Source organism: Streptomyces sp. S465, from assembly GCF_026898115.1.
In the GTDB taxonomy this organism is placed as follows: domain Bacteria; phylum Actinomycetota; class Actinomycetes; order Streptomycetales; family Streptomycetaceae; genus Streptomyces; species Streptomyces luomodiensis.
In genome coordinates this window covers 5,033,088-5,057,007 of the sequence record NZ_CP114036.1, presented here as the reverse complement: position 1 = coordinate 5,057,007, position 23,920 = coordinate 5,033,088, and the positions used below count along the sequence as shown (strand labels likewise).

Genomic DNA, 23,920 nt, shown 5'->3' with positions numbered 1-23,920 from the left:
GACGGCGGCGGTGCCCAGACGCCGCACGCCTTCGGGCCGCCCGACGTCACCTCGTTCGGAACCGCCCAGGGCCAGGCCGCCGCGACACCCTCCGCCGGCTTCGGCGGACCGGGCGCACCAAGTGGACCAGGCGCGCCAGGCGGACCGAGCGGGCCCGGGGGAGCCGCTCCGCAGCAGCCCAAGCGGCGGCGCCGTAAGACGCTCATCGTCGTCTCGGCGGCCGTCGCCACGCTGCTCATCGCGGGCGTCGCCGCCCTCGTCGTGGTCAAGGGGAACGATGACGAGGGCGACCAGGCCAAGCCCGACTACGACACGATGACCCACACCCCGCCCGGCACCGCGGACCCGTCCGGCTCCCAGACCCCCTCCGGCGGTCCCTCGCCCGGTCCGTCCGGGACCAAGCTGGAGACGACCGGCGATGTGCCCACCGAGTATCTGGGCGCCTGGGAGGGCGAGATCAAGGAGGACGGCGAGCCCACCGGCAAGATCCGCCGGGTCGTCCTCTCCCAGGGCCCGGTCGGTTCGTTCGTCGCCGAGACCCTGACCTCCGACTCGGACTCGTTCTGCCAGGACTCCGCCAAGCTCAAGTCGGCGGACAACCTGCTCCTCATCGAGGACGAGGACGTCACCACCAGCATTCCCGAGGACAGTTGCAGCGCCGTCGGCGAGCAGACCCTGCGGATAGGCGACGACGGCACCCTCGCGTGGAGCGTCCCGAACGGCTCCTCCGAGGCGACGCTGCGCCCCTCGAAGAGCGGGGGCAAGCCGATCCCCGACACCTACGTGGGCACCTGGCTGGCCAAGGACGCGTTCGGAAAGCCCGACGCCACCTTGAAGATCACCGTCAAACAGGGCGCGGTCGGCACCGTGGTGGCCCAGGACGTCGCGGACAGCAAGAAGTACCACTGCGAGGGTGACCGGGTGCTGGTCTCGGTGGAGAAGGGGCTCGTCCTCAGCCCCTCGAAATTCACTGGGGGCACCCCCAAAGATCTGTGCGGTCCCGGCACGTCACTGACCTTCACGTCTTCAGGACATGACAAGCTGCGTGTGGAATATGACGATCCGGACGACTACAGCGATGAGACGATGACACAGACGTTCACCCGCCTCGACTGATCGGCCGATCGGCAAGGGACTATCGGCACAGGGACAGGAGCCACACCGCGATGGAGAACCTCGGGGCCCAGGACCCGCGGTGGATCGGCGAGTACCGACTGCTCGGCAAGCTCGGCGAGGGCGGAATGGGCCGGGTCTATCTCGCCCGCTCCGCCCGCGGCCGCACCGTCGCAGTGAAGCTCGTACAAGCCGAACTCGCACGCCAGGCCGACTTCCGCGGCCGCTTCAAGCGGGAAGTCGAAGCGGCGAGACGAGTCGGCGGCCAGTGGACCGCGCCCGTGCTCGACGCCGACACCGACGCCGAGGTGCCCTGGGTGGCCACCGGCTACATCGGCGGCCCGTCCCTGCACAGCGTCGTCGCCGAGGACTTCGGGGCGCTGCCGGAGCACTCGCTGCGCATCCTGGCGAACGGACTGTCCCTCGCGCTGCGCGACATCCACAACGCCGGGCTGGTCCACCGCGACCTCAAGCCGTCCAACATCCTCATCACCATCGACGGCCCCCGCGTCATCGACTTCGGCATCGCGCGCGCCCTGGACGCCGTGGGCACCACCACGGGCGGCAATCTGACGATGACCGGGGCGGTGGTCGGATCGCCCGGGTTCATGTCGCCCGAGCAGGTGCGCGGCGAACCGGTCACCGCCGCGAGCGATGTCTTCTGCCTCGGCTCGGTGCTGGCGTTCGCCGCCACCGGACGTCAGCCGTTCGGCAACCTGGACAGCGGTATCCACGCGCTGATGTACCGAATAGCCCAGGAGGAGCCCGATCTGACGGGGCTCCCCGAGGGGGCGCGCGGGCTGGTCACCGCGTGCCTGCAGAAGGACCCGGCCAAGCGGCCCTCGGTGGACGACCTGGTCGCCGCCACCCAGCCGGTGGCCGATGACGGCGAGCCCTGGCTGCCGGGCGGACTGCTCGCCCGGCTGGGGCGGGACGCGCTCCAACTGCTGGAGGTGGAGGCGGAGAACGCGCAGCCCAACGCCACGGCGCCGGTGCAGGGCCCCTCGCCGTACGCCCACCCGCAGCTCGGCCCGCACACACCGCCCGGCCCGTCCGCGTACGCCACACCGTCCGCGTACGCGACGCCCCAGGCGCCCGGGTACCCGATGAGCGGCTCCGCGGGGCCCGTACCGCAGCCGAGCCAGCCCTGGCAGGGCGGCTATCAGACACCGGTCGGCTACCCGTCCTCGGGCGCGCAGCTAAGGCCGATCCGCGGTCTGGCCAACGCCTTGCTGAGCATGTTCGGCATCTGGCTGGCGCTGACCCTGGTCGACATGTCGTTGAACTTCGCGCTGCTGGACGCGTACTTCGGCCACGACGCCGGCGCGATCGGCTCCGAGGCGGTCGCCAACCGTAAGGACGCGGTCGACGCGATGGGCACCGGCATCCGCCTCAGCGTGGTGGTGGTCATGGTGCTGTGGCTGATCTGGTTCCGCATCGCGTACATCAACGCCACGGTGCTCAACGTCGGCCGGCTGCGGTTCGGCAGCGGCTACGCCGTGGGCGCCTGGTTCATCCCGATCGCCCAGCTGTGGCTGCCCAAGCAGATCGCCAATGACATCTGGACCGCCAGCACTCCCCCCGGCACCGGGCGCCGCGGACGCGCCGTACTGCACTGGTGGTGGACGTTCTTCGTGCTGATGTTCCTGCTCACCCCGGTGACCGGGAGCGGTGACCTCGTCGGCGAGGGCCTCGACGACAAGCGGCCCGCCGCCATCCTCGACATCGTCGACGACGGCATCGGCATCCTCGCGGGGCTGCTGGCCTTCGTCGTGGTACGGCGGATCACCAAGATGCAGGAGCGGCGGGCCGCCCAGCCCGTCGGCCTGCCGCAGCAGCCCGCCGGGGTGTTCGGCCCGCCCGCGGCACACTGACGCCGGCGCGCGGGCCACGCCCCCACCGGGGCCTCACCGGGACCGCCACCGGTACCCCACCGGGGTCTCAGAGGAACGAGTTGATCTGGATGGTCTCGTCGCGGCCCGGCCCGACGCCGATCGCCGAGATCGGGGCGCCCGACATCTCCTCCAGCGCCTGGACGTACTTCTGCGCGTTCTTCGGCAGCTCGTCGAAGGTCTTGGCCTGGGTGATGTCCTCCGACCAGCCCGGCAGCGTCTCGTAGATCGGCTTGGCGTGGTGGAAGTCCGTCTGGCTGTACGGCAGCTCCTCGACCCGCTTGCCGTCGATCTCGTACGCGACGCAGACCGGGATCCGCTCCCAGCCGGTGAGCACGTCGAGCTTGGTGAGGAAGAAGTCGGTCAGGCCGTTGACCCGGGTCGCGTAGCGCGCGATGACCGCGTCGAACCAGCCGCAGCGCCGGTCGCGCCCGGTGGTCACGCCCCGCTCGCCGCCGATCGTGCGCAGCTTCTCGCCGTCCTCGTCGTGCAGCTCCGTGGGGAACGGGCCCGCGCCGACGCGGGTGGTGTACGCCTTCAGGATGCCGATCACGCGGTTGATCTTGGTCGGGCCCACTCCGGTGCCGGTGCAGGCGCCGCCCGCGGTCGGGTTGGAGGAGGTGACGAAGGGGTACGTGCCGTGGTCGACGTCGAGCAGCGTGCCCTGACCGCCCTCGAAGAGGACGACCTGGCCCTGGTCGATGGCGTTGTTGAGCACCAGGGTGGTGTCGGTGACATAGCCACTGAGCTGGTCCGCGTAGCCCAGCAGCTCCTCGACGACCTGCTCGGCCGCGATGGCGCGGCGGTTGTAGAGCTTGGCGAGCACCTGGTTCTTGGAGTCCAGGGCCGCCTCGACCTTCTGCCGCAGGATCGACTCGTCGAAGAGGTCCTGGACCCGGATGCCCACACGGTTGATCTTGTCCGCGTAGGCCGGGCCGATACCGCGACCGGTGGTGCCGATCTTCCGCTTGCCGAGGAATCGTTCCGACACCTTGTCGAGGGTCGTGTGATACGGCGTGATCAGATGGGCGTTACCGCTGATCAGCAGCTTGGACGTGTCGACGCCGCGCTCGTTCAGTCCGCTCAGCTCGGAGAGCAGGACCGCCGGGTCCACGACGACGCCGTTGCCGATGACCGGGGTACACCCGGGCGAGAGGATTCCGGACGGGAGGAGGTGCAGCGCGTACTTCTGGTCGCCGACGACCACGGTGTGGCCCGCGTTGTTACCGCCCTGGTAACGCACTACATAGTCCACCGAGCCGCCGAGCAGATCGGTGGCCTTTCCCTTGCCCTCATCACCCCACTGAGCACCGAGCAGCACAAGTGCGGGCACAGGCGTACACCCCTTCCGGGCGGGGCATGTCCAACGTGCGTGGTGACGTACGCCACCACAAGAGCCGTCGAACCGGTGCCCCGGATAGACGAAGCCCCTGGCGCAACAGCGACAGGGGCTCTTGCACCGAGAGATTACCTGAGGAAGGACCGAGGTGTCGGCTCCAGATCCCCGGCCCCCCGCACCGGACACCGTCCGGCAGCGCCCGCTGCTCATCGTCATCGACCCCCATGCCCGGCGAACAGACGGGGAGTCGGTGCGGATCGCGAAAGATGTGCTGTGCGCGGGCGCGCCGACGAAAATCTGCCTGCCGGACGGCCCTGAGGAAGTCGAGCGGGCACTGGCCCGCCGGGGCACCCGCCGCCCGGTGGTGGTGGGCGACGACCGCGCCCTGCTGCGGATCGTGGAACTGCTGCACCGGCGCCGGGAGCTCGCGGACGCGACGCTGTCGGTGGTCCCGGTCGGGGGCTCCGCGACGATCGCCCTGGCCCATTCGCTCGGGGTGCCGACGGACACGGTCACCGCGGCCCGTACGGTCCTCGACGGGGTCGCGCGCCCGCGGGATCTGCTGGTGGACGAGAGCGGCGGGGTGGTCCTCGGCGGGCTGCGCATCCCCTCCGGACTCACTCCTTACGGTGCGCACGGGACCCCGGCCGACGGATGCGGCACGACGGCCGGACCGGCCGGACCGGATGGAACGGCCGGGCCGGGCGGACCAGGCGGAACGGGCGGGCACGGTCAGGGCCCGCACGGCGGCGCGGCCAGGGGCCGGGACTGCCACTGCGACCCCTGCGCCCCCTGCGACCACGACCATGACCATGACCACGACGGCCGGCACGACCGCCACGACCACCCGGATCGTGACGGCAAGGACAGCGGGGACCCGCCCGGCCACGGTCCGCGGGGCGGCGCTCCGGAGGGCGACGGCCACCGGCCGTGGTGGACCCCGGCGGCCCGTACCGCCCGCACCGCCCTGACATTGCTCTCGCTCCCCATGATCGGGCTGGCCGGCGGCGCCCGGCGGCCGGCGCATCCGCCGCCACAGCGGCTGCGGATCGAGGCGGACGGGGTGCTGCTGACCGATCTGGACCGGCCGGTGGAACGGGTCTCGGTCTCGACGGCGGCACCGGGCGGCGGACTGGCCGAGGTCGTGGTCCATCCGCACGCCGCGGACGGTCCGCTGCGCACCCGGGCGCGGGCCGTCACCGTCTCCGGCCAGGACTTCCACTATCACGCGGACGCGCTGGTCCGGGGCCCGGTCCGCAGCCGCACCTGGACGGTCCTGGCCGAGGCGTGGAGCCTCATGCTGCCGCACGGACCTTGAGCGCCGCTCGGGCCGCCACGGGGCGAGACACGCACCGCCACGCCGTCCGGCCGGACGGCACGACGAGACTGCCGCCACCACGCGGACGGCCCGCGAGGGGCCGGACGGGAGCGCCGTCCGGCCGGGACGGGCAGAAGCACACCGCCGCCGGGCGCAACCCGGTGCGGCACCGGGTCGGGCGGAGGTGTGCCGCGTCCCGGCCCGTTACCCCGCCTCGGCCGCGCGCCGCTCGGCCTGCTGGTGGCGCCAGCGCTCCAGCATCTTGGGCAGCTCCTGCTGGACGAACTCGAAGAAGTCGGCGGTCTCGGTGATCCGCCGCCCCGCCGGGGTGCCGGGGCCCAGCACCTTCGCGCCGTCCCGCATGGTGCTCTCCCAGCGGGAGATCATCTGGTCGCGGCGGGTCAGGGTCTCGTACCAGACCTCGTTGAAGAGCCGGTAGCGATCGCGGCGGGAGCCCGGTTCGCGCTCCCGCACCACCATCTCCACCTGGGACAGATAGCGGATCGCGCCCGAGACCGCGGCCGGGCTGATCCGCAGCCGCTCGGCCAGCTCGGCGGAGGAGAGGGCCCCGGAGTCGGAGACGAGAAGCGCCGCGAAGACCCGCGCCGCCATGCGCTGCATCCCGGACTCGGCCAGGTCGGCCGCGAACCGCTCGACGAACCTGGACACCGCCGCCTCGTCACGCTCACCACCGGGCGCGCTCTCCGGTTCGGTCGTCTCCCTCACCGCTTCATCATCTCCTCTCTTTGTCACATCATCATAAGTTTATATGGTTCCTTAACTTCACAATTTTCTGAAAGTAGCGTAGCTTCGGTATCATGAAAACGGCAATCTCCGTGTCCGGTCTGCATAAGTCCTTCGGCCGGACCCACGCGTTGGACGGCCTCGACCTCGAAGTCGAGGCAGGCGAGGTCCATGGCTTCCTCGGGCCCAACGGCGCCGGGAAGTCCACCACCATCCGGGTTCTCCTGGGCCTGCTGCGCGCCGATTCCGGAGCGGTGCAGATGCTCGGCAAGGACCCCTGGCACGACGCGGTCGACCTCCATCGCCACATCGCGTACGTCCCCGGAGACGTCACCCTGTGGCGCAACCTGAGCGGTGGGGAGGTCATCGACCTGTACGGGCGGCTGCGCGGGGGGCTGGATACCGCACGCCGTGCCGAGCTCCTGGAGCGGTTCGAGCTCGACCCCACCAAGAAGGGCCGTACCTACTCCAAGGGCAACCGCCAGAAGGTCGCCCTGGTCGCCGCGTTCGCCTCCGAAGTGGAGCTGCTGATCCTCGACGAGCCGACCTCCGGGCTCGACCCGCTCATGGAGGAGGTCTTCCGCGAGTGCGTCGCCGAGGAGCGCGACCGCGGTCGTACGGTGCTGCTCTCCAGCCACATCCTCAGCGAGGTCGAGGCGCTGTGCCGGCGGGTCAGCATCATCCGCAAGGGCAGGCGGGTGGAGTCCGGCACGCTCGCCGAGCTGCGCCACCTGACCCGTACGTCGGTGACCGCCGAGCTGGCCGGCGAGCCGAACGGCCTGTCCGGCCTCCCCGGTGTGCACAACGTGGACGTCCAGGGCCACCAGGTCAAGCTCCAGGTCGACTCCGACAAGATGGACGCCGTGCTGCGGCAGCTCACCCAGGTGGGGGTGCGCAGCCTCATCTCCACGCCGCCCACCCTGGAGGAGCTCTTCCTCCGCCACTACCAGGACGACGTCACGCGCACGGAAGCCGAGGCGATCACCCGATGACCGCCGTAGCCGACACCCGGGTCTCCCCCCGCGCCCGCGGATCGGCCCACGACCTGGCCGGCACCGGCACCCTGCTGCGGCTCGCCCTGCGGCGGGACCGGATCATGATGCCGGTGTGGGTGCTGTGCCTGGGGCTGACGGCCAGCAGCACCGTCGGCCGTCTGAAGAGCGCGTACGAGACCCCTGAGCAGCGCGCCGACCTCGTCCGCGACATGAACGGGAACGGCTCGACGCGCGCCCTGTTCGGCGCCGCCTTCGACGATTCGCTCGGCGCGCTCACCGTCTGGCGCGTGGGCGCCTTCCTGGCCGTGTTCGCCGCGATCATGAGCCTGCTCATCGTGCTCCGGCACACCCGCGAGGAGGAGGAGACCGGCCGCCAGGAGGCGCTCTCCGCCGGCATGGTGGGCCGCCGCGCCGGTCTCACCTCGGCCCTGCTCACCGTGGCCATCGCCAACGGCGCGGTGACCCTGCTCATCGCGGGCAGCCTCGCGGGCCAGGGCGGCACCGGTGCGCTCGCCTTCGGCCTCGCCGTCGGCCTGTCCGGGATGGCGTTCGGCGGGCTGGCCGCCGTCGCGGCCCAGCTCACCGAGAACACCCGGCTGGCCCGGGGCCTGAGCTCCGCCCTGGTCGGCGTCGCCTTCGTGCTGCGCATGGCGGGTGACGCCGCCGAGGACGGCAGCGAGGGCTCCGGCCACGTCCTGGTCTGGCTCTCGCCCCTGGGCTGGGCCGAGTACGCCCGGCCGTACGCGGACGAGCGCTGGTGGCCGCTGCTGCTGGTCGCCGTCCTCGCCGCCGCCTCCATCTCCCTCGCGTACTCCCTGGCGGGCCGGCGCGACGTGGGCGCCAGCTTCTACGCCAGCCGTCCCGGCCCCGCGGCCGCCGGCCCGCTGCTGGCCGGCGTCTACGGTCTGGGCTGGCGGCTTCAGCGCGGTGCCCTGTTCGGCTGGGCCGCGGGCTTCGTCTTCGCGGGCGCCATTTTCGGCAGCATCTCCGACGGCGCCGACGATTTCCTCGGCGACAGCGACCAGACCCGCGACATCATCCAGCGGATGGGCGGCGCGCAGGGGCTCAGCGACGCCTTCCTGGCCGCCATGGTCGGCGTCCTCGGCACCATCCTCACCGTCTACACCGCCAGCTCCGTGCTGCGGCTGCGCAGCGAGGAGACCGACCAGCGCGCCGAACCCCTGCTGTCCAACGCGGTCAGCCGGCTGCGCTGGGCCGGGAGCCATCTGGTCATCGCCTACCTCGGCCCGGTCGCCGTGCTCGCCATCGGCGGTCTGGCGCTGGGCCTGGGCTACGGCCTCGCCGCGGACGATCTGGCCGACCAGCTCCCCCGCACCCTGGGCGCCACCCTCGCCCAGCTCCCGGCGCTGTGGGTGGTCACCAGCCTGACGCTCTTCCTGGTGGGCGTGCTGCCGAAGTACGCGGCCGTGGCCTGGGGAGCGGTCGGCTGGGTGGTGGCCGTGGGCTGGATGGGCCCGGCGCTCGAGTTCTCCCAGCCCGTCATGGACACCTCGCCCTTCAGCCATCTGCCGAAGCTGCCGGGCGACGACGTAACGGCCGCACCCTTCCTGTGGCTGCTGCTCCTCTCGGTCGTTCTGGCCGCCGGAGGACTGGTGGGTCTGCGCCGTCGTGACATCGGCGGCTGACCCCCGTCGGCCCACCACATCCCGGCACCCGCCCCCTGTTGTCCACAGCCTGTGGACAACAGGGGGCGTATTCGTCTCCGCGGGTTCCGTCTCCGTGCGTATCCGTCTCCGCTCAGAGCTCGACCATCAGCTCCCGCAGCCCTCGGATGACGAAGTTCGCCCGCCGCTCCGGCTCCCTGACCAGCCGCAACCCGGGCGCCTTGCGGAGCAGGGCACCGAAGGAGGCGATGAGCTCCAGACGGGCCAACGGGGCGCCGAGGCAGTAGTGGATACCGGCGCCGAAGCTGACATGCGGGTTGTCGGCGCGGGCGAGGTCGAGGGTGTCGGGGCGGTCGAAGCGGTCCGGATCGCGGTTGGCCGAGCCGAAGAGCAGGGCGACCTCGCTGCCGCGCGGAATGACCGTACCGCCGACCTCGATGTCCTCCAGCACCCAGCGCTCGAAGAGCTGGAGCGGGGTGTCGAACCGCAGGAGTTCGTCCACGGCGGTGGGCAGCAGCGCGTCGGGGTCGGCGCGGAGCAGGGCGAGCTGCTCGGGGTGGCGGAAGAGCGCCCACCAGCCGTTGCCGGTGGTGTTGACGGTGGCCTCGTGGCCCGCGTTGAGCAACAGCACACAGGTGGAGATCATCTCCTGCTCGGTGAGCCGGTCGCCCTCGTCGTGGGCGGCGATGAGCGCGCTGATCAGATCGTCCCCCGGGGTCTTGCGGCGCGCGCCGATCAGTCCGCGCAGATAGGCGGAGAAGTCGAGGGACGCGCGCACCGCCCGACGGGCCGTCTCCTCGCTCGGATTGAGTTCGTACATCCCGCAGATCTCCGCCGACCAGGGTCGCAGGGCGGAGCGGTCGGCCCGCGGAATGCCGAGCATCTCGGCGATCACGGCGACCGGCAGCGGTTCGGCGACCGTCGCGATGAGATCGCCGCCGCCCGAGGCGACGAGGGAGTCGACGAGCTCCTCCGCGAGCCGCTGGATCGTCGGCACCAGTGCCTCGACCGTCCGCGGGGTGAACGCCTTGGAGACCAGGCGGCGCAGCCGGGTGTGGTCCGGCGGTTCGAGATCGAGCATGCCGTGGTCGTTGAGCGTGTGGAACGGCTCGTGCTCGGGCGGCGGCGCGGTGCGGCCGAACTCCTCATGGCTGAACCGGTGCAGATAGGTGCGGCCGAGCCTGCGGTCCCGCAGCAGGGCGCTGACGTCCGCGTGACGCGGGATCAGCCACTGGCGGGTGGGCTCGAACCAGTGCGCGCGGCCGCGCTCGCGCAGCGCGGCGTACGCCGGATACGGGTCCGCGACGAACGACGGCCGCCACGGGTCGAAAGCAGGGGCTTCTGCACTGCTCGCACTCGTGCTCATCCCCGGACGGTACCGCCGGGCCCGCTCGGCCTCCAGAGGTCACCAGGCGGACCTCGTACGCGCACACCACCGCCTGGGCGCGGCCGCGCGGCCCCGACTTCGGCAGACTCCGGCTGACATGCGGCTTCGCCGTCGGCTCGGCGACGATCAGCCGTTCGGCGATCTCGGCTTTGGAGCAGCCCTGGGCGACCGGCATCAGCACGTCGTTCTCCCGCTTCGGTCAGCTCATCAGCTCGGTCACCCGCTGCCGCGTGGAGACGCACCGGGCGGCGAACCCGGTGGCCTCGCCGATCCGGGAGAACGTGCTGATCACGTCCTTCCGCAGATCGGACAACGCTCGGCGATGCGTATGGAGTTCGGTCCGCGGGACCGTCTCCCCAGCCACGCGTCTCACGGTGGGGACCGGACGCGGCGCCGTCGTCCCCGGATTGGCTGATGGTCCGGGGCCCGTCTCCAGTACTACGAGCCGGATGCGCCCTGGTTCGTACGTGGCGGGATGCGCCCCGGCTGCTACGTGGCCAGCCGGGCGATCTCCTCGGCGGTGGTGTGTGCGGCGGGCGTGGTGGGGTCGATCGGCGGGAAGTGGCCGCCCTCGGTCGTGACGAGCCGCACCCGCTGCCCGGCGCGGGCCGCGGCCGCCGCGAAGGCGGCCGCGACCGCCGGCGGCACATCGATATCGGTGCCGCCCTGCACGATGGTGGTGGGGATCGCGGTGGGCAGCAGCGCGGCGGGGTCGGCGAGGGCCAGCCGGACCGCGAGTTCGCCACCGTCGCCGACGCCGACGCCGTCACCGTCGCCGTCGTCTTCGCCTTCGCCTTCGCCTTCGCCGAGGAGTTCACCCACGGCGCCGGAGCAGACGTCCAGTGCGCGAGCCGTGGCGAGGTCCGCGATCGGGGCGAGGGCGACGACACCACGGAGCGGGGAGGGCGAGGGCAGATGCCAAGGAGTGCCGGACGGCAGCCGGTGCCGGGCCGCCGCCCACAGCACGGCGTGTCCGCCCGCGGAGTGCCCGGTGAGCACGGTGCGGTCCGTGTCGACCCCGGGCAGTCCGAGCTCCCGGACGAGCCCCGGTACGAGATCCACGGCGGCGGCGATGTCGTCGAACGTCTCCGGCCACCGCCCCGCCCGCGGCGCCCCGCCGGGGCCGTCCCGCCCGGAGCGCGGGCCGGTGCCCGGCCCACCGCCCGGCACGTCGCGGTCCTCGGTCCGCGGGCCCTGTCCGTCGCGGGCGGCCGGGCCGGGCGGGGACGAGCCGGCCCCGCCCCGGCGGTACTCCACCGACGCCACCGCGAGACCCCGCCCCGCCAGGAACGCGGCGAAGGGGGACACATGGCGGCGATCGTAAGGTGCGCGCCAGGCGCCGCCGTGGAAGAGGAGGACCAGCGGGGCGGGACGGGACGCCTCGGGCGGAAGGTAGAAGTCCACCACCTGGTCCGGGTGTTCGCCGTACGCGGCGGTCCGGTCCGGGGCCACGGGTGCGAGCGCGAAGACCGACGCCTCCTCGGCCGCCTGGCCGCCCATCGGTCAGCCCTCCCTCAGCACGGCGGCCAGCACCCGCGCCGCCCGCTCCACCTCGGCGAAGCCCGTATACAGCGGGGTGAAGCCGAAGCGCAGCACATCGGGGCGGCGGAAGTCGCCGATGACACCGCGCCGCACCAGCCCCGCCATCACCTCCCCCGCGTCCGCGCACCGCAGCGCCACCTGGCTGCCGCGCTCGGCGTGTGCGGCGGGGGTGAGGGACCGGACGCGGCCCGCCGGGACGTAGTCCTCGACGCAGCGGAGGAAGAAGTCCGTCAGGGCCAGGCTCTTGGCCCTGACGTCCTCGATCGCCACGTCGTCCCACACCTCCAGCGCGGCCTCCAGCGCCAGCATCGAGAGGATGTCCGGGGTGCCGACGCGGCCGCGGGCCGCACCGTCGGCCGGGGTGTAGGCGGAGTCCATGCCGAAGGGGTCGGCATGCGAGTTCCAGCCGGGGAGCGGCGAGTCGAACCGGGGCTGATGCGCTCGGGCGACGTACAGGTACGCGGGCGCGCCGGGCCCGCCGTTGAGGTACTTGTACGTACAGCCGACCGCGAGGTCGACCCCGTGGGCGTCCAGTCCGACCGGCAGGGCGCCTGCGCTGTGGCACAGGTCCCACACGATGAGCGCGCCCGCCGCCTGCACGGCGGCCGTGGTCGCGGGCAGGTCGTGGAGGCGGCCGGTGCGGTAGTCCACGTGGTTGACGAGCGCGACGGCGGTGCGCGGGCCGACGGCGGTGGGGACGTCGCGCGCGGCCACCGGCCGCAGGGTGCAGCCGGTCATCCGGGCGGCGGACTCGGCGATATAGCCGTCGGTGGGGAAGGTGGCCTCGTCGACCAGGATCTGATCGCGGTGGGCGCCGCGCTCCTGTGCGATCCGTACGGCCGCGACGACCGCCTTGAAGACGTTCACGCTCGTCGAGTCGCCCACCACCACCTGGCCGGGGGCGGCGCCGAGGAGTCGGCCGACGCGGTCGCCGATCCGCTCCGGCGCGGTCCACCAGCCGCTCTCCTCCCAGGAGCGGATGCGCAGCCGCCCCCATTCGCGGGCGACGACATCGGCCAGCCGGGGCGGAACGGCACGCGGCAGCGCGCCCAGCGAGTTGCCGTCGAGGTAGATCGCGTCGTCGAGGGTGAAGGCGTCACGCTTGGCACGCAGCCCGTCGGCTGCGTCGAGCCTGGCGGCTTCGCCGACCAGACCGACCTCGGCGGACTCGACACCGACCGACGCGACGCCGGTCGGCTCGACGCCGGTCGGCTCGACGCCGGTCAGCTCGGCCTCGGACTGCCCGGCGCCGGGCAGTCCGGACACGGACGACTCGGCGCCGGCCGACGGCTCGGCGCCGGCCGGCTCGGCGCCGCGCGGCTCCGGAGGGATCGTCGCGTCAGACATGGCTGCGCGCCGTCCACAGCTCGGGGAAGACGGTCTTCGCCGCGCGCTTCTCCAGCCAGGCCACCCCGGCCGAACCGCCGGTGCCGGTCTTGGCGCCCATCGCCCGCCGGGTCGCCACCAAGTGGTCGTTGCGCCAGCGCCACACCAGCTCGGCGACCTCGGTGAGTGCCTCACCGAGCCGGATCAGCTCACTGTCGCGCGGGCCGGAGTAGATCTCCTCCCAGACCCGCTCCACGCCCGCGTCCGGCTCGTAGCGCAGGGTGGGATCGCGGTCCAGTACGGAGGCCGGGACGGCGAGGCCGCGGCGGGCGAGATAGCGCAGCACCTCGTCGTAGAGGCTGGGCTCGGTCAGCGCCTTCTCCAGCTCGGCGTGGACCTGCGGCGCGCCCCGGTGCGGGACGAGCATGGCCGCGGACTTCTCGCCGAGCAGGAACTCCAGCCGCCGGTACATCGCCGACTGGAAGCCCGAGCCCTCGCCGAGCGCGGAACGGTACGCGTTGAACTGGCCGGGGGTGAGATGGGCCAGCGGCGTCCAGGACGCGTTGAGCGACTCCAGCTCGTAGGCCGAGCGCTGGAGCGCGGCCATCGCAGTGGGCAGATCGTCCTCGCGCAGCGCCTGCGCGGCGGTCTGCCACTCATGGACGAGGACGGTGAACCACAGCTCCATGACCTGGGTGGTGACCAGGAAGACCATCTCGCCGGGATCGTCGGAGAGCGGGCGCTGGAGGTGGGTGAGCACGGACGCCCGGACGTAGTCCTCGTACGGCGTGGTGCCGTCGAATTCCAGGTGGGGAGCGTCGGGGTGGTCAGGGACAGGCTGCTGCGACATCGCGTCTCCTGTGTACTGCTCGCTACCGGGTAGCGGTCCGCCCCTTCCTCTCGGTCTCGGAGCCCCGGTCCCCTCGGGGCCCACAGCCGAAGGGGCCCCGCTCCGCATCATCCGTGTCGCGCGGAGGAACGGCAAGTACGGAAGGGGCCCGTGGGGCGTATGCCGCCCCACAGGCCCGGTGCGTCTGGTTACGCCTCAGTTCAGCGGAGACGACTGAGACGAGGCAGGTGGAGAAAGGTAGCGGCAGCTCAGGAAAGCGTGTCCGCCGCGGTCGGGGAGCTCTCGCGGAGGAAGGTGGAGCAGCGCTCGTACTCCTCCTGCTCACCGATGGCCTGCGCGGCGCGTGCGAGCGCGTGCAGGGCGCGCAGGAAGCCACGGTTGGGCTCGTGCTCGAAGGGCACCGGACCGTGGCCCTTCCAGCCGTTGCGGCGCAGGGCATCGAGTCCGCGGTGGTAGCCGGTGCGGGCGTACGCGTAGGACTCGACCACCCGGCCGCCCTCGAACGCCTCGTCGGCGAGCTGCGCCCAGGCGAGCGAGGAGGCCGGGTACTTCGCGGCGACCTCGGCCGGGGCCGCGCCGGAGGCGAGCAGCTCCCGCGGCTCGGGGTCGTCGGGCAGATGGGTCGGGGGCGGTCCCCCGAGCAGGTTCTCGTGAATGGCCATGGGTTCCAGTCTGCCTGGTCCGGAGCCCCACCCGACACGCTCAAGCCAACCGGCCCGCCGAGTCGGTCCTGGGAGCTTCGGTCCTCGATCCTCGGGCCTCGGTCCAGGGGGCGGACGAGGGCGCGGGTCAGGTGTGGGGGCGCTGCTCGCCCGGGTCCAGGGGCGGGGCGGACACACCGCAGTGGTAGGCGCACTCGGGACGGCACGGGGGCCGCTCGGCGCGCTCGGCGCCCTTCGCCCGTTCTCCGGGCGCGACGGCCTCGGCCCCCTCCGGCCCCGCGACCGCCTCGGCACCCGCTTCCGCACCCGCTTCGGCGACCGCCTCCGCACCCACGTCCGCCCCCGCCCGCTCCAGGGCGTCCGAGCGCACCGTGCGCCAGGCGAGGATCGCGCCCAGCACCAGCACCCCGGCACAGATCGGCATCGCCCGCCGGAAGGTGTCGGCGAACGCGTCCGGCGACCGGTACGCCTCCGGGCCCATCCCCGCGAGCAGTGGCAGCGCCGCCACCGAGACCAGTCCCGCCGCACGCGCCGCCGCGTTGTTGATACCGCTGGCCAGACCCGCGCGGCCGACGTCCACCGAAGCCAGGACGGTCGCGGTGAGCGGGGCGACCAGCACCACCATGCCCATGCCCAGCACCACCAGCGCGGGCAGGATGTCCCGCCAGTAGACCGCCCCCGCCCCGGCCCGGGTCATCAGCAGCATCCCCGCCGCGCACAGCAGCGGGCCGACGGTCAGCGGGATGCGCGGGCCGATGCGCGCGCCCAGCTCTCCCGAGCGGGCCGACAACACCAGCATCAGCGCCGTCGTGGGCAGCAGCGCGGTACCGGCGGCCAGCGCGGAGTAGCCCACGACCACCTGGAGGTCGAGCACCGAGAGGAAGAAGAAGCCGCTGAAGGCCGCGTAGACGCACAGGGTCACCGCGTTGACGGCGCTGAACTGGCGGGACGAGAAGATGGAGAGCGGCAGCATCGGCTCGGGACGCCTGCGCTCCACGGCGACGAAGGCCGCCCCCAGCGCCAGTCCGGCGACGGCCGGGACCACCACCGCGGGCGAGACGCCCTTTTGCGGCGCGGCGATCAGCGCGTACGTGACCAGGCCGAGCGCGGCCGCGCCCAGCACGGCGCCGAGGACGTCGAACCGGCCGCGCGCCTGTGGATCGCTGGTCTCCGGCACATGGCGCAAAGCGACCGGCGCGCACACCGCAGCCAGCGGCACATTGAGGAAGAACACCCAGCGCCAGCCGGGCCCGTCCACCAGCCAGCCGCCGAGGAACGGCCCGATCGCGGCCCCGACCCCGCCGAAGCCGGACCACAGCCCGATCGCCCGCGCCCGGTCATCGGCGTGGATCACCGACTGGATCAGCGCGAGCGATCCGGGGGTGAGCAGCGCCCCGCCGATGCCCTGAAACGCCCGCGCGGCGATGAGCACCGCGGCGTTCGGCGCCAGCCCGCACGCCAGCGAGGCCAGCGCGAACCACACCACCCCGGTGACGAACACCCGCCGCCGCCCGAACCGGTCCCCGAGCGCCCCGCCGAGCAGGATCAGTCCGGCGAGGGTGAGCATGTAGGCGTTGACGGTCCACTGGAGTACGGCCAGGTCGGCGCCCAGATCGAGCCCGATGCGCGGCAGGGCCACATTGACGACGGTGCTGTCGAGCAAGGCCATGGCGGAGCCCAGCACGGTGGTGAACACCAGCCACCGCCCCGCCGGCGCGGAGAGCCGCACACCTGCCATACCTGGAATCATCCCGCGTACGGCCCCCACGGGGCCAACCCACCACGTGAACGGGCCCGGCGGCTCGCCGCGAAGGCGAGCGCCGGGCCCGGAAGGCGCGAGCAGCAGAACCCACTCGAACCGGAGAACCACTCGAGCAGCAGAACTGCTCGAGCCGCGGAATTACTTCAGCTTCGTCCCGGTGGACCGGAGGTTCTCACACGCCTTGGTGACCCGCTCGGCCATCCCCTTCTCGGCGAGCTTGCCCCAGCTGCGCGGGTCGTAGGTCTTCTTGTTGCCGACCTCGCCGTCGACCTTCAGCACCCCGTCGTAGTTGCGGAACATGTGGTCCGCGATCGGGCGGGTGAAGGCGTACTGGGTGTCCGTGTCGAGGTTCATCTTCACCACGCCGTTCTCCAGCGCGGTGCGGATCTCCTCCTCCGTGGAGCCGGAGCCGCCGTGGAAGACGAAGAAGAACGGGTCCTGCTTGCCGTACTTCGCGGCGACACCGTCCTGGAGCTGACGCAGCAGCTCCGGACGGAGGACGACGTTGCCCGGCTTGTAGACACCGTGGACGTTGCCGAAGGAGGCGGCCAGCAGGTAGCGGCCCTTGTCGCCCAGGCCGAGGGCCTCGGCGGTGCGCAGCGTGTCGTCGACCGTCGTGTAGAGCTCGTCGTTGATCTCATGCGAGATGCCGTCCTCCTCACCACCGGTCGGGGTGATCTCGACCTCGAGGATGATCTTCGCCTTGACGGCCTCGGCGAGCAGCTCCTGCGCGATGCGGAGGTTGTCGTCGAGCGTCTCGGCGGAGCCGTCCCACATGTGGGACTGGAACAGCGGGTTCTGGCCCTTGGCGACGCGCTCCTGGGAGACCTTGAGCAGCGGGCGGACATAGCCGTCCAGCTTGTCCTTGGGGCAGTGGTCGGTGTGGAGGGCGATGTTCACCGGGTACTTCTCGGCGACGACATGCGCGAACTCGGCGAGGCCGACCGCACCGGTCACCATGTCCTTCTGGTACTGGCCACCCAGGAACTCGGCACCACCGGTGGAGATTTGGACGATGCCGTCGCTCTCCGCCTCGGCGAAGCCGCGCAGGGCGGCGTGCAGAGTCTGCGTCGACGTCACGTTGATCGCCGGGTAGGCGAACTTGCCCGCCTTCGCCCGGTCGAGCATCTCGTTGTAGATCTCAGGGGATGCGATGGGCATCTGTCCGCTCCTTGTGTGTGCGGGTTAGTCGTTCTTGGCCCTGACCTAGGGGCGACGTCATCGTCGGGGCCATAATCCCAGACTCCGCCGATTGCTCCACTCGGCGCACGCGGGGACCACACGGACGGGGGTGGGGTGGTTTCACGTGAAACCCCACCCACACCGGCTCAGCCCGAGGTCGGCCGGGGTTCAGCTCAGCCCGAGGTCGGCGAGTGAGTACGCCGGGAGGTACGGCAGCCCGGCGTCCGCGATCGCCGGTGCGGCGCCGCGCTCGACGATCGTCGCCACCGCGACGACCTCCGCACCCGCCTCCCGCGCCGCCTCCACCGCGGTCAGCGGCGAGCCGCCGGTGGTGGAGGTGTCCTCGACGACCAGCACCCGGCGGCCCGCGATGTCCGGGCCCTCGATCCGCCGCTGCATCCCGTGGGTCTTCTGGGCCTTGCGGACCACGAAGGCGTCGAGCCGACGGCCGCGCGCGGCGGCCGCGTGCAGCATGGACGTGGCCACCGGGTCGGCGCCGAGCGTCAGCCCGCCCACCGCGTCGTACTCCAGATCGGCCGTGGTGGCGAGCATGACCTGCCCGACCAGCGGCGCGGCCTCGGCGTCCAGGGTGACCCGGCGCAGGTCGATGTAGTAGTCGGCCTCACGCCCGGAGGAGAGGGTCACCTTGCCGTGGACCACGGCCTTGTCCTTGATCTGCTGAAGCAGGGCCTCACGCGCATCGCTCATGCGCATGAGCTTAAGCCGTGGCCCTCGGCCCCCTCCAAGCCGCTCCGCTACGCCAGTGCCCGCCAGCTCCAGGTCATGGAGATCTCCAGCGGATCGATGGGGGTGACCAGGCGCGGCAGGCTGTTGAGGCCGTTGGGCGGCCCGGACTGCGGTTCCACGCACACCGCCTCCGCCTGCTCGTCGTAGACGACCACCCACTCCGTCCGGCTGGTGACCTTCAGTTCGAGCCGGCCGGGCCAGGTGAGCGTGACGTCCACGCCCTGCGGCATGCCGAAGCAGTCGTCCCAGGGGCCGGGCTTCGGCGCGATGCGGTGGCCGGTGGGCAGGTGGTCCTCCCCGCGCTCCTCCTGCCACGCCGCGTCGAAGGCGAGCTGGACATCGGCACCGCCCTCGCCCAGGTTCCGCAGAAACCAGGGGTGCCAGCCCGCCTGCGCCGGGAAGGAATCGCCCTCGGTCTCCACGCTCATGGTGACGGTCAGGCTGTCCGGGGCGAGCTCGAAGGTCTGGGTGACCCGGCCCTCGTACGGCCAGGGGTCGGCGAGGTCGTAGGTGAAGGCCGCGCTGGACCGCCCGGTGCTGACCGGGGTCCAGGCGACGTTCCGGCCGGTTCCGTGGATCGCGTGCGGCGGGGAGTTGACGGGCAGCTGGTGGGTCCGTCCGCCGTTGCGGAACCGGCCCAGCCCGGTGCGGCCGCACCACGGCACCATCGGGAACGACCCGAACCGCGGGCCCTGCCGCAGCAGCTCCGTACCGCCGATGCGCAGTGAGCCGATACGGCAGCCGTGCTCGGGTGAGACGGTCAGCTCGGCGTCCCCGGCGGTCAGCCGTACGCCCTTGGTCTCCGTTGTCTCTTCGGTGGTCACAGCTACCGACCCTATGCGCACACGCTCACCGGCGGCGGCGAAGTACCCGACGTCCCACCACGACGACCGAGGCGAGCACCACGGCCGCGGCGGGCGCGGCCCAGCGCAGTGTGGCGCTGGTGGAGACGGTCTCGGGCGCGGGGACGGGGGCGTAGCGGCCGCGCGGCGGGGCGTGGTCGACCTCCTCGGTGGAGCGGCCGATCATCGTGCGGCGGGCGTGGGCGGCCTCGGCCGGGGGCTCCTCGTCCAGGTCATCGAGATCGCCGAGGTCGCCCAGGTCGCCCAAGCCGACGGGCTCCTCGACGGCGTCCGCCTCGTCGAGATCGCCGACGTCCTCGATGTCCATGTCGTCGGCCGACAGCGGAAGCTCGGCCTCGGTCGGCAGCCCGGTCTCGTCCCCGGTGGCGGCCGCGCCCTCGCCCTCGTCCTCGGCGGCCGCGTCCTCGGCTGCCGCGCCGGTGGCCTCGCCCTCGGTGGCCGCGGTGATCGGGGACGTCTCCAGCCCGGCCGCGAGCGCCGAGGCGAACCGGTCCAGCAGGCGGCGGGCCACGGTGGTGGCCGCCTCCTCGTCGAACTCGGCCAGCCGCCCCTCGCTGCGGACCGTCCCGGAGCAGAGCAGCTCCGTGCCGCCCTCGACGGGCTTCGGCGTCACGGTCAGCGCGAGCTTCACCGAGCCGCCGCCGCGCACCTCGGTGCCCTCGCCCTCGATCTCGAAGACATCCGCGCGCCGGCCGACGCGCAGGGCGCCGCGGTAGGTGATGGTGGACCCGCCGATGCGCAGCCGCAGCCGGCCGGCGAGCGGACCGGCGGCCTCATCGGCGTCCTGCTGGAGCCCGGGAACGCAACGGGCGACGCGGTCGGGCTCCGCGAGCGCCAGCCGGACGGTGTCGACGGGAAACGGAACGAACACCTCATGCTCCATAGCTCAAGACAGTACCCATCGCACGTTCACTGAGACCCGTTCCCACGCAACTTTCCCCACCGGGCGCGCCGCCCCCGGCCCGGCGGGGCCGGGCCACACGGTCACCCGCGCACGCCTCACTCCGCATAGCGCGGACGCATCAGCGTGGAAGGGGGCAGACCCGCCTCGCGGACGCGCTCGGCCCCGCGGCGGGCCGCCCGCAGCCCCGCCGGTGTCAGGGAGCGTGGCCGCGGGCCGTGCGGGGCCAGCCGCAGCCCCACCGGGGAGCGCGCCGCCAGTACAAAGCCCCAGTCGTGCGGGTGGCCGCGGCCGGGGCGCGGGGTGTCGATCACATAGGGCGCGGTCCGCAGGCCGACCGACCGCATCGTCGCGTCCACCGTCCAGAACGCCCTCGGCGCGGGACTCAGCGGCCCCGCGTGGACCACCAGCCGGCCGCCGGGGGTCAGCACCCGCTCGGCCAGGCCGTAGAACTCCTGGGAGTAGTACTTGGTGCTCCCGGTGAGCTCGGGGCCGGGCAGATCGCAGACCACCACGTCGTACGCCACGGGCCGGCGCAGCCAGTCGAAGGCGTCCGCCGTCACCGCCCGCACCCGAGGATCGCGGTAGGCGCCGTGGTTGAGCGCCGACAGGTCCGGGTCGTGCCGGGCCAGCCGGACCACCTGCGCGTCGCGCTCCACGACGGTCACCGACCGGACCCCCGCGTACCGCAGGACCTCGCGCACCGCGAGCCCGTCGCCCCCGCCGAGCACCAGGACCCGGCGGTGCGGTCCGGCGGCCATCGCCGGGTGGATCAGCGCCTCGTGGAAGCGGAACTCGTCGCGCCCGCTGACCCGCAGCCGCCCGCCCAGGAAGAGGGACACCGGACGCCCGCTCGCTCCCCCGCCCGTCAGCACGATCTCCTGCTCGCCGGAGCGCAGCGCGACCCGCACCCCCGGTCCGTAGACGGCCTGCCGGGCGGCCCGCTCGAAGGCGGGGGTCAGTGCGGCGCCGGCGGCCAGCACGGCGAGCACCAGCCCGTTGGCGACGATCAGCGTCCACCGCGCCCGTACGCTCAGATCGCGGCGGAACAGCCAGAGCACCAGCGCCCCGCCCGCGACCGCGTTGACCGCGCCGGTGACCAGCGCGCCGGTCAGCTGCCCGAACCCGGGCAGCAGCAGGAAGGGGAAGGCGAGCCCGCCGACCAGCGCGCCCACGTAGTCCGCCGCGAACAGATCGGCCACCGCGCCGCCCGCGTCCTGCCGGCGCACCCGCTGGATCAGGGTCATCAGCAGCGGCACCTCGGCGCCGATCAGCACACCGATGGCGAACGAGAAGCCGACGAGCGCGGTGCGCGAGTGACCGCACCAGGCGAAGCACGCGTACAGCGCCATCGCCGAACAGCCGCCGACGAGCGCGAGCACCGCCTCGACCGCGCCGAAGCCGACGGCGGCCCGGCAGCGCAGCCGCTTGGCCAGCAGCGAGCCGACCCCCATGGCGAAGACCATCACGGACAGCACCACGGACGCCTGGGTGACCGAGTCACCCACCAGGTACGAGGCCAGGGCGACGAGTTCGAGTTCGTAGACCAGCCCGCAGGCGGCGCAGACGAAGACCGTGCCGAGCACGAGAAAGCGGCCGAGCCCCGCCCGCACGGGCAACCGCACCGGAGGCGGGGACTCCGGCGACGGCGGCGCATCCGAGACGGCGGACATCGGCGAATCGATCACAAAGGGAACGTTACGTCACATTTGGCCTACGTCTCGTCCCCCGTACGAGTGCATTGCCGTTCGTACGTCTGGCCTTGATACGCGTCGAGGCACCTCACCCGCACGGAACGTGAGAGGACACCCCACCCGGCACTCCGCCCGACAGCCCATCAGGCAGTCCGCCGGGCAATCCACTCGGCAGTCCGCCCATGTCGAGCCCACCGGCTCCCGGCGGCCGGAGCGCGGCCGGCACCCTGGCCCCCACGCAGGTGCGGGTGGTGACCAGCCGGCCCTCCTGGGGATAGGCATGCCAGGTCCGCCATCCCACCGTGCCCTCGTGCCACTGCGCGAGCAGCGCCGTGAACGCGTGCGGGCTGCCGGGAAAGGTGCCGGCCAGACCGTGCGGATGGTCGGACACCAGGGCGAGCAACTCCTGCGCGCGCCCGGCGAAGGCTCCTTGCGACAACTCTTCGACGCGCGCCGCGAACTCGTATTCACGGCCGTCGACGAGCGTGGAGACCCCCAGCGGCAGCGGGGTGCTGTTGCCGGACATACAGGCCACGGTCTCCGAACAACGGCCGTCCTCCCCTTCGAGGAGGACCTGGTGCGAAGCTCCCAGCAGCCTCAACTGGACGGCGAAGCCATGGAGTCGCAGATCGAGTACGGCGAGGGCGGGAAGCGGTTCCCGTCCCAGGCTCCAGGCGAGATCGGCGGCGCGGGTATCGGTGTAGGCAGTCTTGAGGGTCGTGAGCATGGGTCGGCTCCGCAAGCACGCAGTGGAAAGATGGGCCGGCTCGCCCCGCGGTGGACCAGGGGCATGCGCATACGCCGGCTCGTGCCCACGTGGGGTCCGTAAGGTCGATGGTGGTACACAGAATCATGAAATGCTCGGCGCCACATCGTTTTTACCCATCTTCACCGGGTTTCCACCCTCTAGGGCGCTCTCTAGGTCAAGTGTTCAACAAGCCCGCGCCCGGCGCACGTTGGCGCGCCGGGCGCGGGCTTGTCGCATCACGGCCGTGAGGACGCGTGGTGAGGGCGGATCAGCCGCCTCCACCGCAGCCACCACCCCCACCACCGCCACCACCACAGCCGCCCCCGCCACCGCAGCCGCTCCCGCCGCCGCAGCCACCGCCGCCGTGGTGCCCGCCGCCGTGGTGGCCACCCCCGTGATGGCCACCACCGCCGTCACCGGCCCACCAGCTGCCGCCTGCCGCGCCACCGGATCCCGCGCTCCAGGACCGCCTGCGCCGTCCGCTGTACCCCTTCGACCGGCCGGCGGTCAGCGCGGCGACCGCCGCGAACGTGAACGCCAGCACCACGAAGATGACAACAGGACCCATGGTCCTCACTCTCCTTCCAACCCCCGTAGCGAGGTACCGCTTCGTACCTGTCGGGTCCCCTGCCCGACCGCACCGGGGTCGAAAGCGGAGTTGAGGAAGTCCAGAGGTTGGAGGGGAGCATGGGCGAGCCGGCCGACCGGGCGTCAGATCACGCCCATGCCGCGCTTGGCGAGCCGCCGGAACTCCCGGGTGTACGTATCGATGAGCTCTTTGGCCCCGTGGTAGAGCTCGCGGGCCGCCAGGTGCACCTCGTTGCGGAGCACCTGATCATTGCGCGACTGATGGGACCGGATCTCGCCGTCGACATAGGCGGCCTTACGGCGCACCACTCCGGGTAACTCCCACAGCGCCAGCGGGTCCGCGGCCATGGACGTCCAGCGTGGCGCCGCTCTGGACATCTGCGGGGCCAGCGCCGGCCAGGGATCGGTGGGAGTCCGTCCGGCGAGGGCCGGCTCCAGCTGGATCCTGGCCTCGACGAACGGGGCGCAGAACTTGGTCAGCTCGTCCTGCAAGGTGTCCACCTTGGCGACGGTGGCCGCCTTGACACTGGCGCGTCCCGTGAAGCGACCCACCGCGACGGTGGCCACCGCCCCGGCAACCGCACCTCCCAGGCCGATCAACGCCACAGGGATCTCCGACTGAGCCACCCGCCCCCCTTAGCG

At 72.4% G+C, this 23,920-nt stretch carries 21 protein-coding genes and 1 pseudogene; 4 read left to right on the top strand and 18 right to left on the bottom strand.

Annotation, left to right across the window (positions count from 1 at the left end; all coding sequences use genetic code 11):
- Nucleotides 1–1,115: 1,115 nt before the first annotated feature.
- Nucleotides 1,116–2,987 carry a protein kinase domain-containing protein gene (locus N6H00_RS21360; RefSeq protein ID WP_329618689.1) on the top strand — a complete coding sequence of 624 codons (1,872 nt, stop codon included), beginning with the start codon at nucleotides 1,116–1,118 and terminating at the stop codon, nucleotides 2,985–2,987.
- Nucleotides 2,988–3,054: 67 nt separating this feature from the next.
- Here N6H00_RS21360 and N6H00_RS21355 read toward each other — a convergent pair whose 3' ends face one another.
- On the bottom strand, nucleotides 3,055–4,338 hold the full coding sequence (locus tag N6H00_RS21355) for an adenylosuccinate synthase (RefSeq protein ID WP_268973413.1): 1,284 nt from the start codon (nucleotides 4,336–4,338) through the stop codon (nucleotides 3,055–3,057).
- Nucleotides 4,339–4,492: 154 nt separating this feature from the next.
- Here N6H00_RS21355 and N6H00_RS21350 point away from each other — a divergent pair, with 154 nt between their 5' ends.
- Nucleotides 4,493–5,662 (top strand): hypothetical protein, encoded by a 1,170-nt coding sequence (locus tag N6H00_RS21350; RefSeq protein ID WP_443073001.1) that lies wholly within the window; start codon nucleotides 4,493–4,495, stop codon nucleotides 5,660–5,662.
- A gap of 204 nt (nucleotides 5,663–5,866) precedes the next feature.
- Here the strand turns inward: N6H00_RS21350 and N6H00_RS21345 are convergent, their stop codons facing one another.
- On the bottom strand, nucleotides 5,867–6,388 hold the full coding sequence (locus tag N6H00_RS21345) for a GbsR/MarR family transcriptional regulator (RefSeq protein WP_268973412.1): 522 nt from the start codon (nucleotides 6,386–6,388) through the stop codon (nucleotides 5,867–5,869).
- A gap of 92 nt (nucleotides 6,389–6,480) precedes the next feature.
- On the opposite strand from N6H00_RS21345, the gene N6H00_RS21340 reads away from it, so the two are divergent.
- Both N6H00_RS21340 and N6H00_RS21335 read left to right on the top strand, forming a co-directional pair.
- Nucleotides 6,481–7,398, top strand: a complete 918-nt coding sequence (locus tag N6H00_RS21340; RefSeq protein ID WP_268973411.1) for an ABC transporter ATP-binding protein — start codon at nucleotides 6,481–6,483, stop codon at nucleotides 7,396–7,398.
- Nucleotides 7,395–9,047 carry an ABC transporter permease gene (locus N6H00_RS21335; RefSeq protein WP_268973410.1) on the top strand — a complete coding sequence of 551 codons (1,653 nt, stop codon included), beginning with the start codon at nucleotides 7,395–7,397 and terminating at the stop codon, nucleotides 9,045–9,047. Before N6H00_RS21340 ends, N6H00_RS21335 begins: the two co-directional genes overlap by 4 nt.
- Before the next feature lie 112 nt (nucleotides 9,048–9,159).
- Here N6H00_RS21335 and N6H00_RS21330 read toward each other — a convergent pair whose 3' ends face one another.
- From N6H00_RS21330 to N6H00_RS21255, 16 genes and pseudogenes are all read right to left on the bottom strand, one after another.
- Entirely contained in the window at nucleotides 9,160–10,392 is a 1,233-nt protein-coding gene (locus N6H00_RS21330; protein WP_268973409.1) for a cytochrome P450, read from the bottom strand.
- 31 nt (nucleotides 10,393–10,423) lie between these two features.
- Nucleotides 10,424–10,606, bottom strand: a pseudogene (locus N6H00_RS21325) (LuxR C-terminal-related transcriptional regulator); the annotation flags it as partial.
- A 6-nt stretch (nucleotides 10,607–10,612) separates the two neighbouring features.
- Complete coding sequence (locus tag N6H00_RS21320) at nucleotides 10,613–10,777, bottom strand: hypothetical protein (RefSeq protein ID WP_268973408.1); 165 nt, start codon at nucleotides 10,775–10,777, stop codon at nucleotides 10,613–10,615.
- 125 nt (nucleotides 10,778–10,902) lie between these two features.
- Nucleotides 10,903–11,913 carry an alpha/beta hydrolase gene (locus N6H00_RS21315; protein WP_268973407.1) on the bottom strand — a complete coding sequence of 337 codons (1,011 nt, stop codon included), beginning with the start codon at nucleotides 11,911–11,913 and terminating at the stop codon, nucleotides 10,903–10,905.
- 3 nt (nucleotides 11,914–11,916) lie between these two features.
- Nucleotides 11,917–13,302: a kynureninase gene (gene kynU / locus N6H00_RS21310; RefSeq protein WP_268973406.1), complete on the bottom strand. Its 1,386-nt coding sequence runs from the start codon at nucleotides 13,300–13,302 to the stop codon at nucleotides 11,917–11,919.
- On the bottom strand, nucleotides 13,295–14,131 hold the full coding sequence (locus N6H00_RS21305; RefSeq protein ID WP_268973405.1) for a tryptophan 2,3-dioxygenase family protein: 837 nt from the start codon (nucleotides 14,129–14,131) through the stop codon (nucleotides 13,295–13,297). The genes kynU and N6H00_RS21305 overlap by 8 nt, the downstream gene beginning before the upstream one ends.
- 248 nt (nucleotides 14,132–14,379) lie before the next feature.
- A complete protein-coding gene (locus N6H00_RS21300) occupies nucleotides 14,380–14,793 on the bottom strand; it encodes a DUF3151 domain-containing protein (protein WP_268973404.1) in 414 nt (137 codons plus the stop codon).
- 127 nt (nucleotides 14,794–14,920) lie between these two features.
- Nucleotides 14,921–16,531, bottom strand: a complete 1,611-nt coding sequence (locus N6H00_RS21295; RefSeq protein ID WP_268973403.1) for an MFS transporter — start codon at nucleotides 16,529–16,531, stop codon at nucleotides 14,921–14,923.
- 162 nt (nucleotides 16,532–16,693) lie between these two features.
- On the bottom strand, nucleotides 16,694–17,716 hold the full coding sequence (gene fbaA, locus N6H00_RS21290; protein WP_268973402.1) for a class II fructose-bisphosphate aldolase: 1,023 nt from the start codon (nucleotides 17,714–17,716) through the stop codon (nucleotides 16,694–16,696).
- Between the two features lie 189 nt (nucleotides 17,717–17,905).
- Entirely contained in the window at nucleotides 17,906–18,451 is a 546-nt protein-coding gene (pyrE, locus tag N6H00_RS21285) for an orotate phosphoribosyltransferase (protein WP_268973401.1), read from the bottom strand.
- Nucleotides 18,452–18,492: 41 nt separating this feature from the next.
- Nucleotides 18,493–19,308, bottom strand: coding sequence for an aldose epimerase family protein (locus tag N6H00_RS21280; RefSeq protein ID WP_268973400.1), 816 nt, complete (start codon nucleotides 19,306–19,308; stop codon nucleotides 18,493–18,495).
- A gap of 25 nt (nucleotides 19,309–19,333) precedes the next feature.
- Nucleotides 19,334–20,230, bottom strand: a complete 897-nt coding sequence (locus tag N6H00_RS21275; RefSeq protein ID WP_268973399.1) for an SRPBCC domain-containing protein — start codon at nucleotides 20,228–20,230, stop codon at nucleotides 19,334–19,336.
- Nucleotides 20,231–20,346: 116 nt separating this feature from the next.
- Nucleotides 20,347–21,921, bottom strand: a complete 1,575-nt coding sequence (locus N6H00_RS21270; RefSeq protein WP_268977061.1) for a polyamine aminopropyltransferase — start codon at nucleotides 21,919–21,921, stop codon at nucleotides 20,347–20,349.
- Nucleotides 21,922–22,030: 109 nt separating this feature from the next.
- Nucleotides 22,031–22,669, bottom strand: coding sequence for a DUF2617 family protein (locus tag N6H00_RS21265; RefSeq protein ID WP_268973398.1), 639 nt, complete (start codon nucleotides 22,667–22,669; stop codon nucleotides 22,031–22,033).
- Nucleotides 22,670–22,958: 289 nt separating this feature from the next.
- The gene (locus tag N6H00_RS21260) at nucleotides 22,959–23,258 is read right to left on the bottom strand and encodes a hypothetical protein (RefSeq protein WP_268973397.1); all 300 of its coding nucleotides are present in this window, start codon (nucleotides 23,256–23,258) and stop codon (nucleotides 22,959–22,961) included.
- A 143-nt stretch (nucleotides 23,259–23,401) separates the two neighbouring features.
- The gene (locus tag N6H00_RS21255) at nucleotides 23,402–23,905 is read right to left on the bottom strand and encodes a hypothetical protein (RefSeq protein WP_268973396.1); all 504 of its coding nucleotides are present in this window, start codon (nucleotides 23,903–23,905) and stop codon (nucleotides 23,402–23,404) included.
- Nucleotides 23,906–23,920 lie beyond the last annotated feature (15 nt).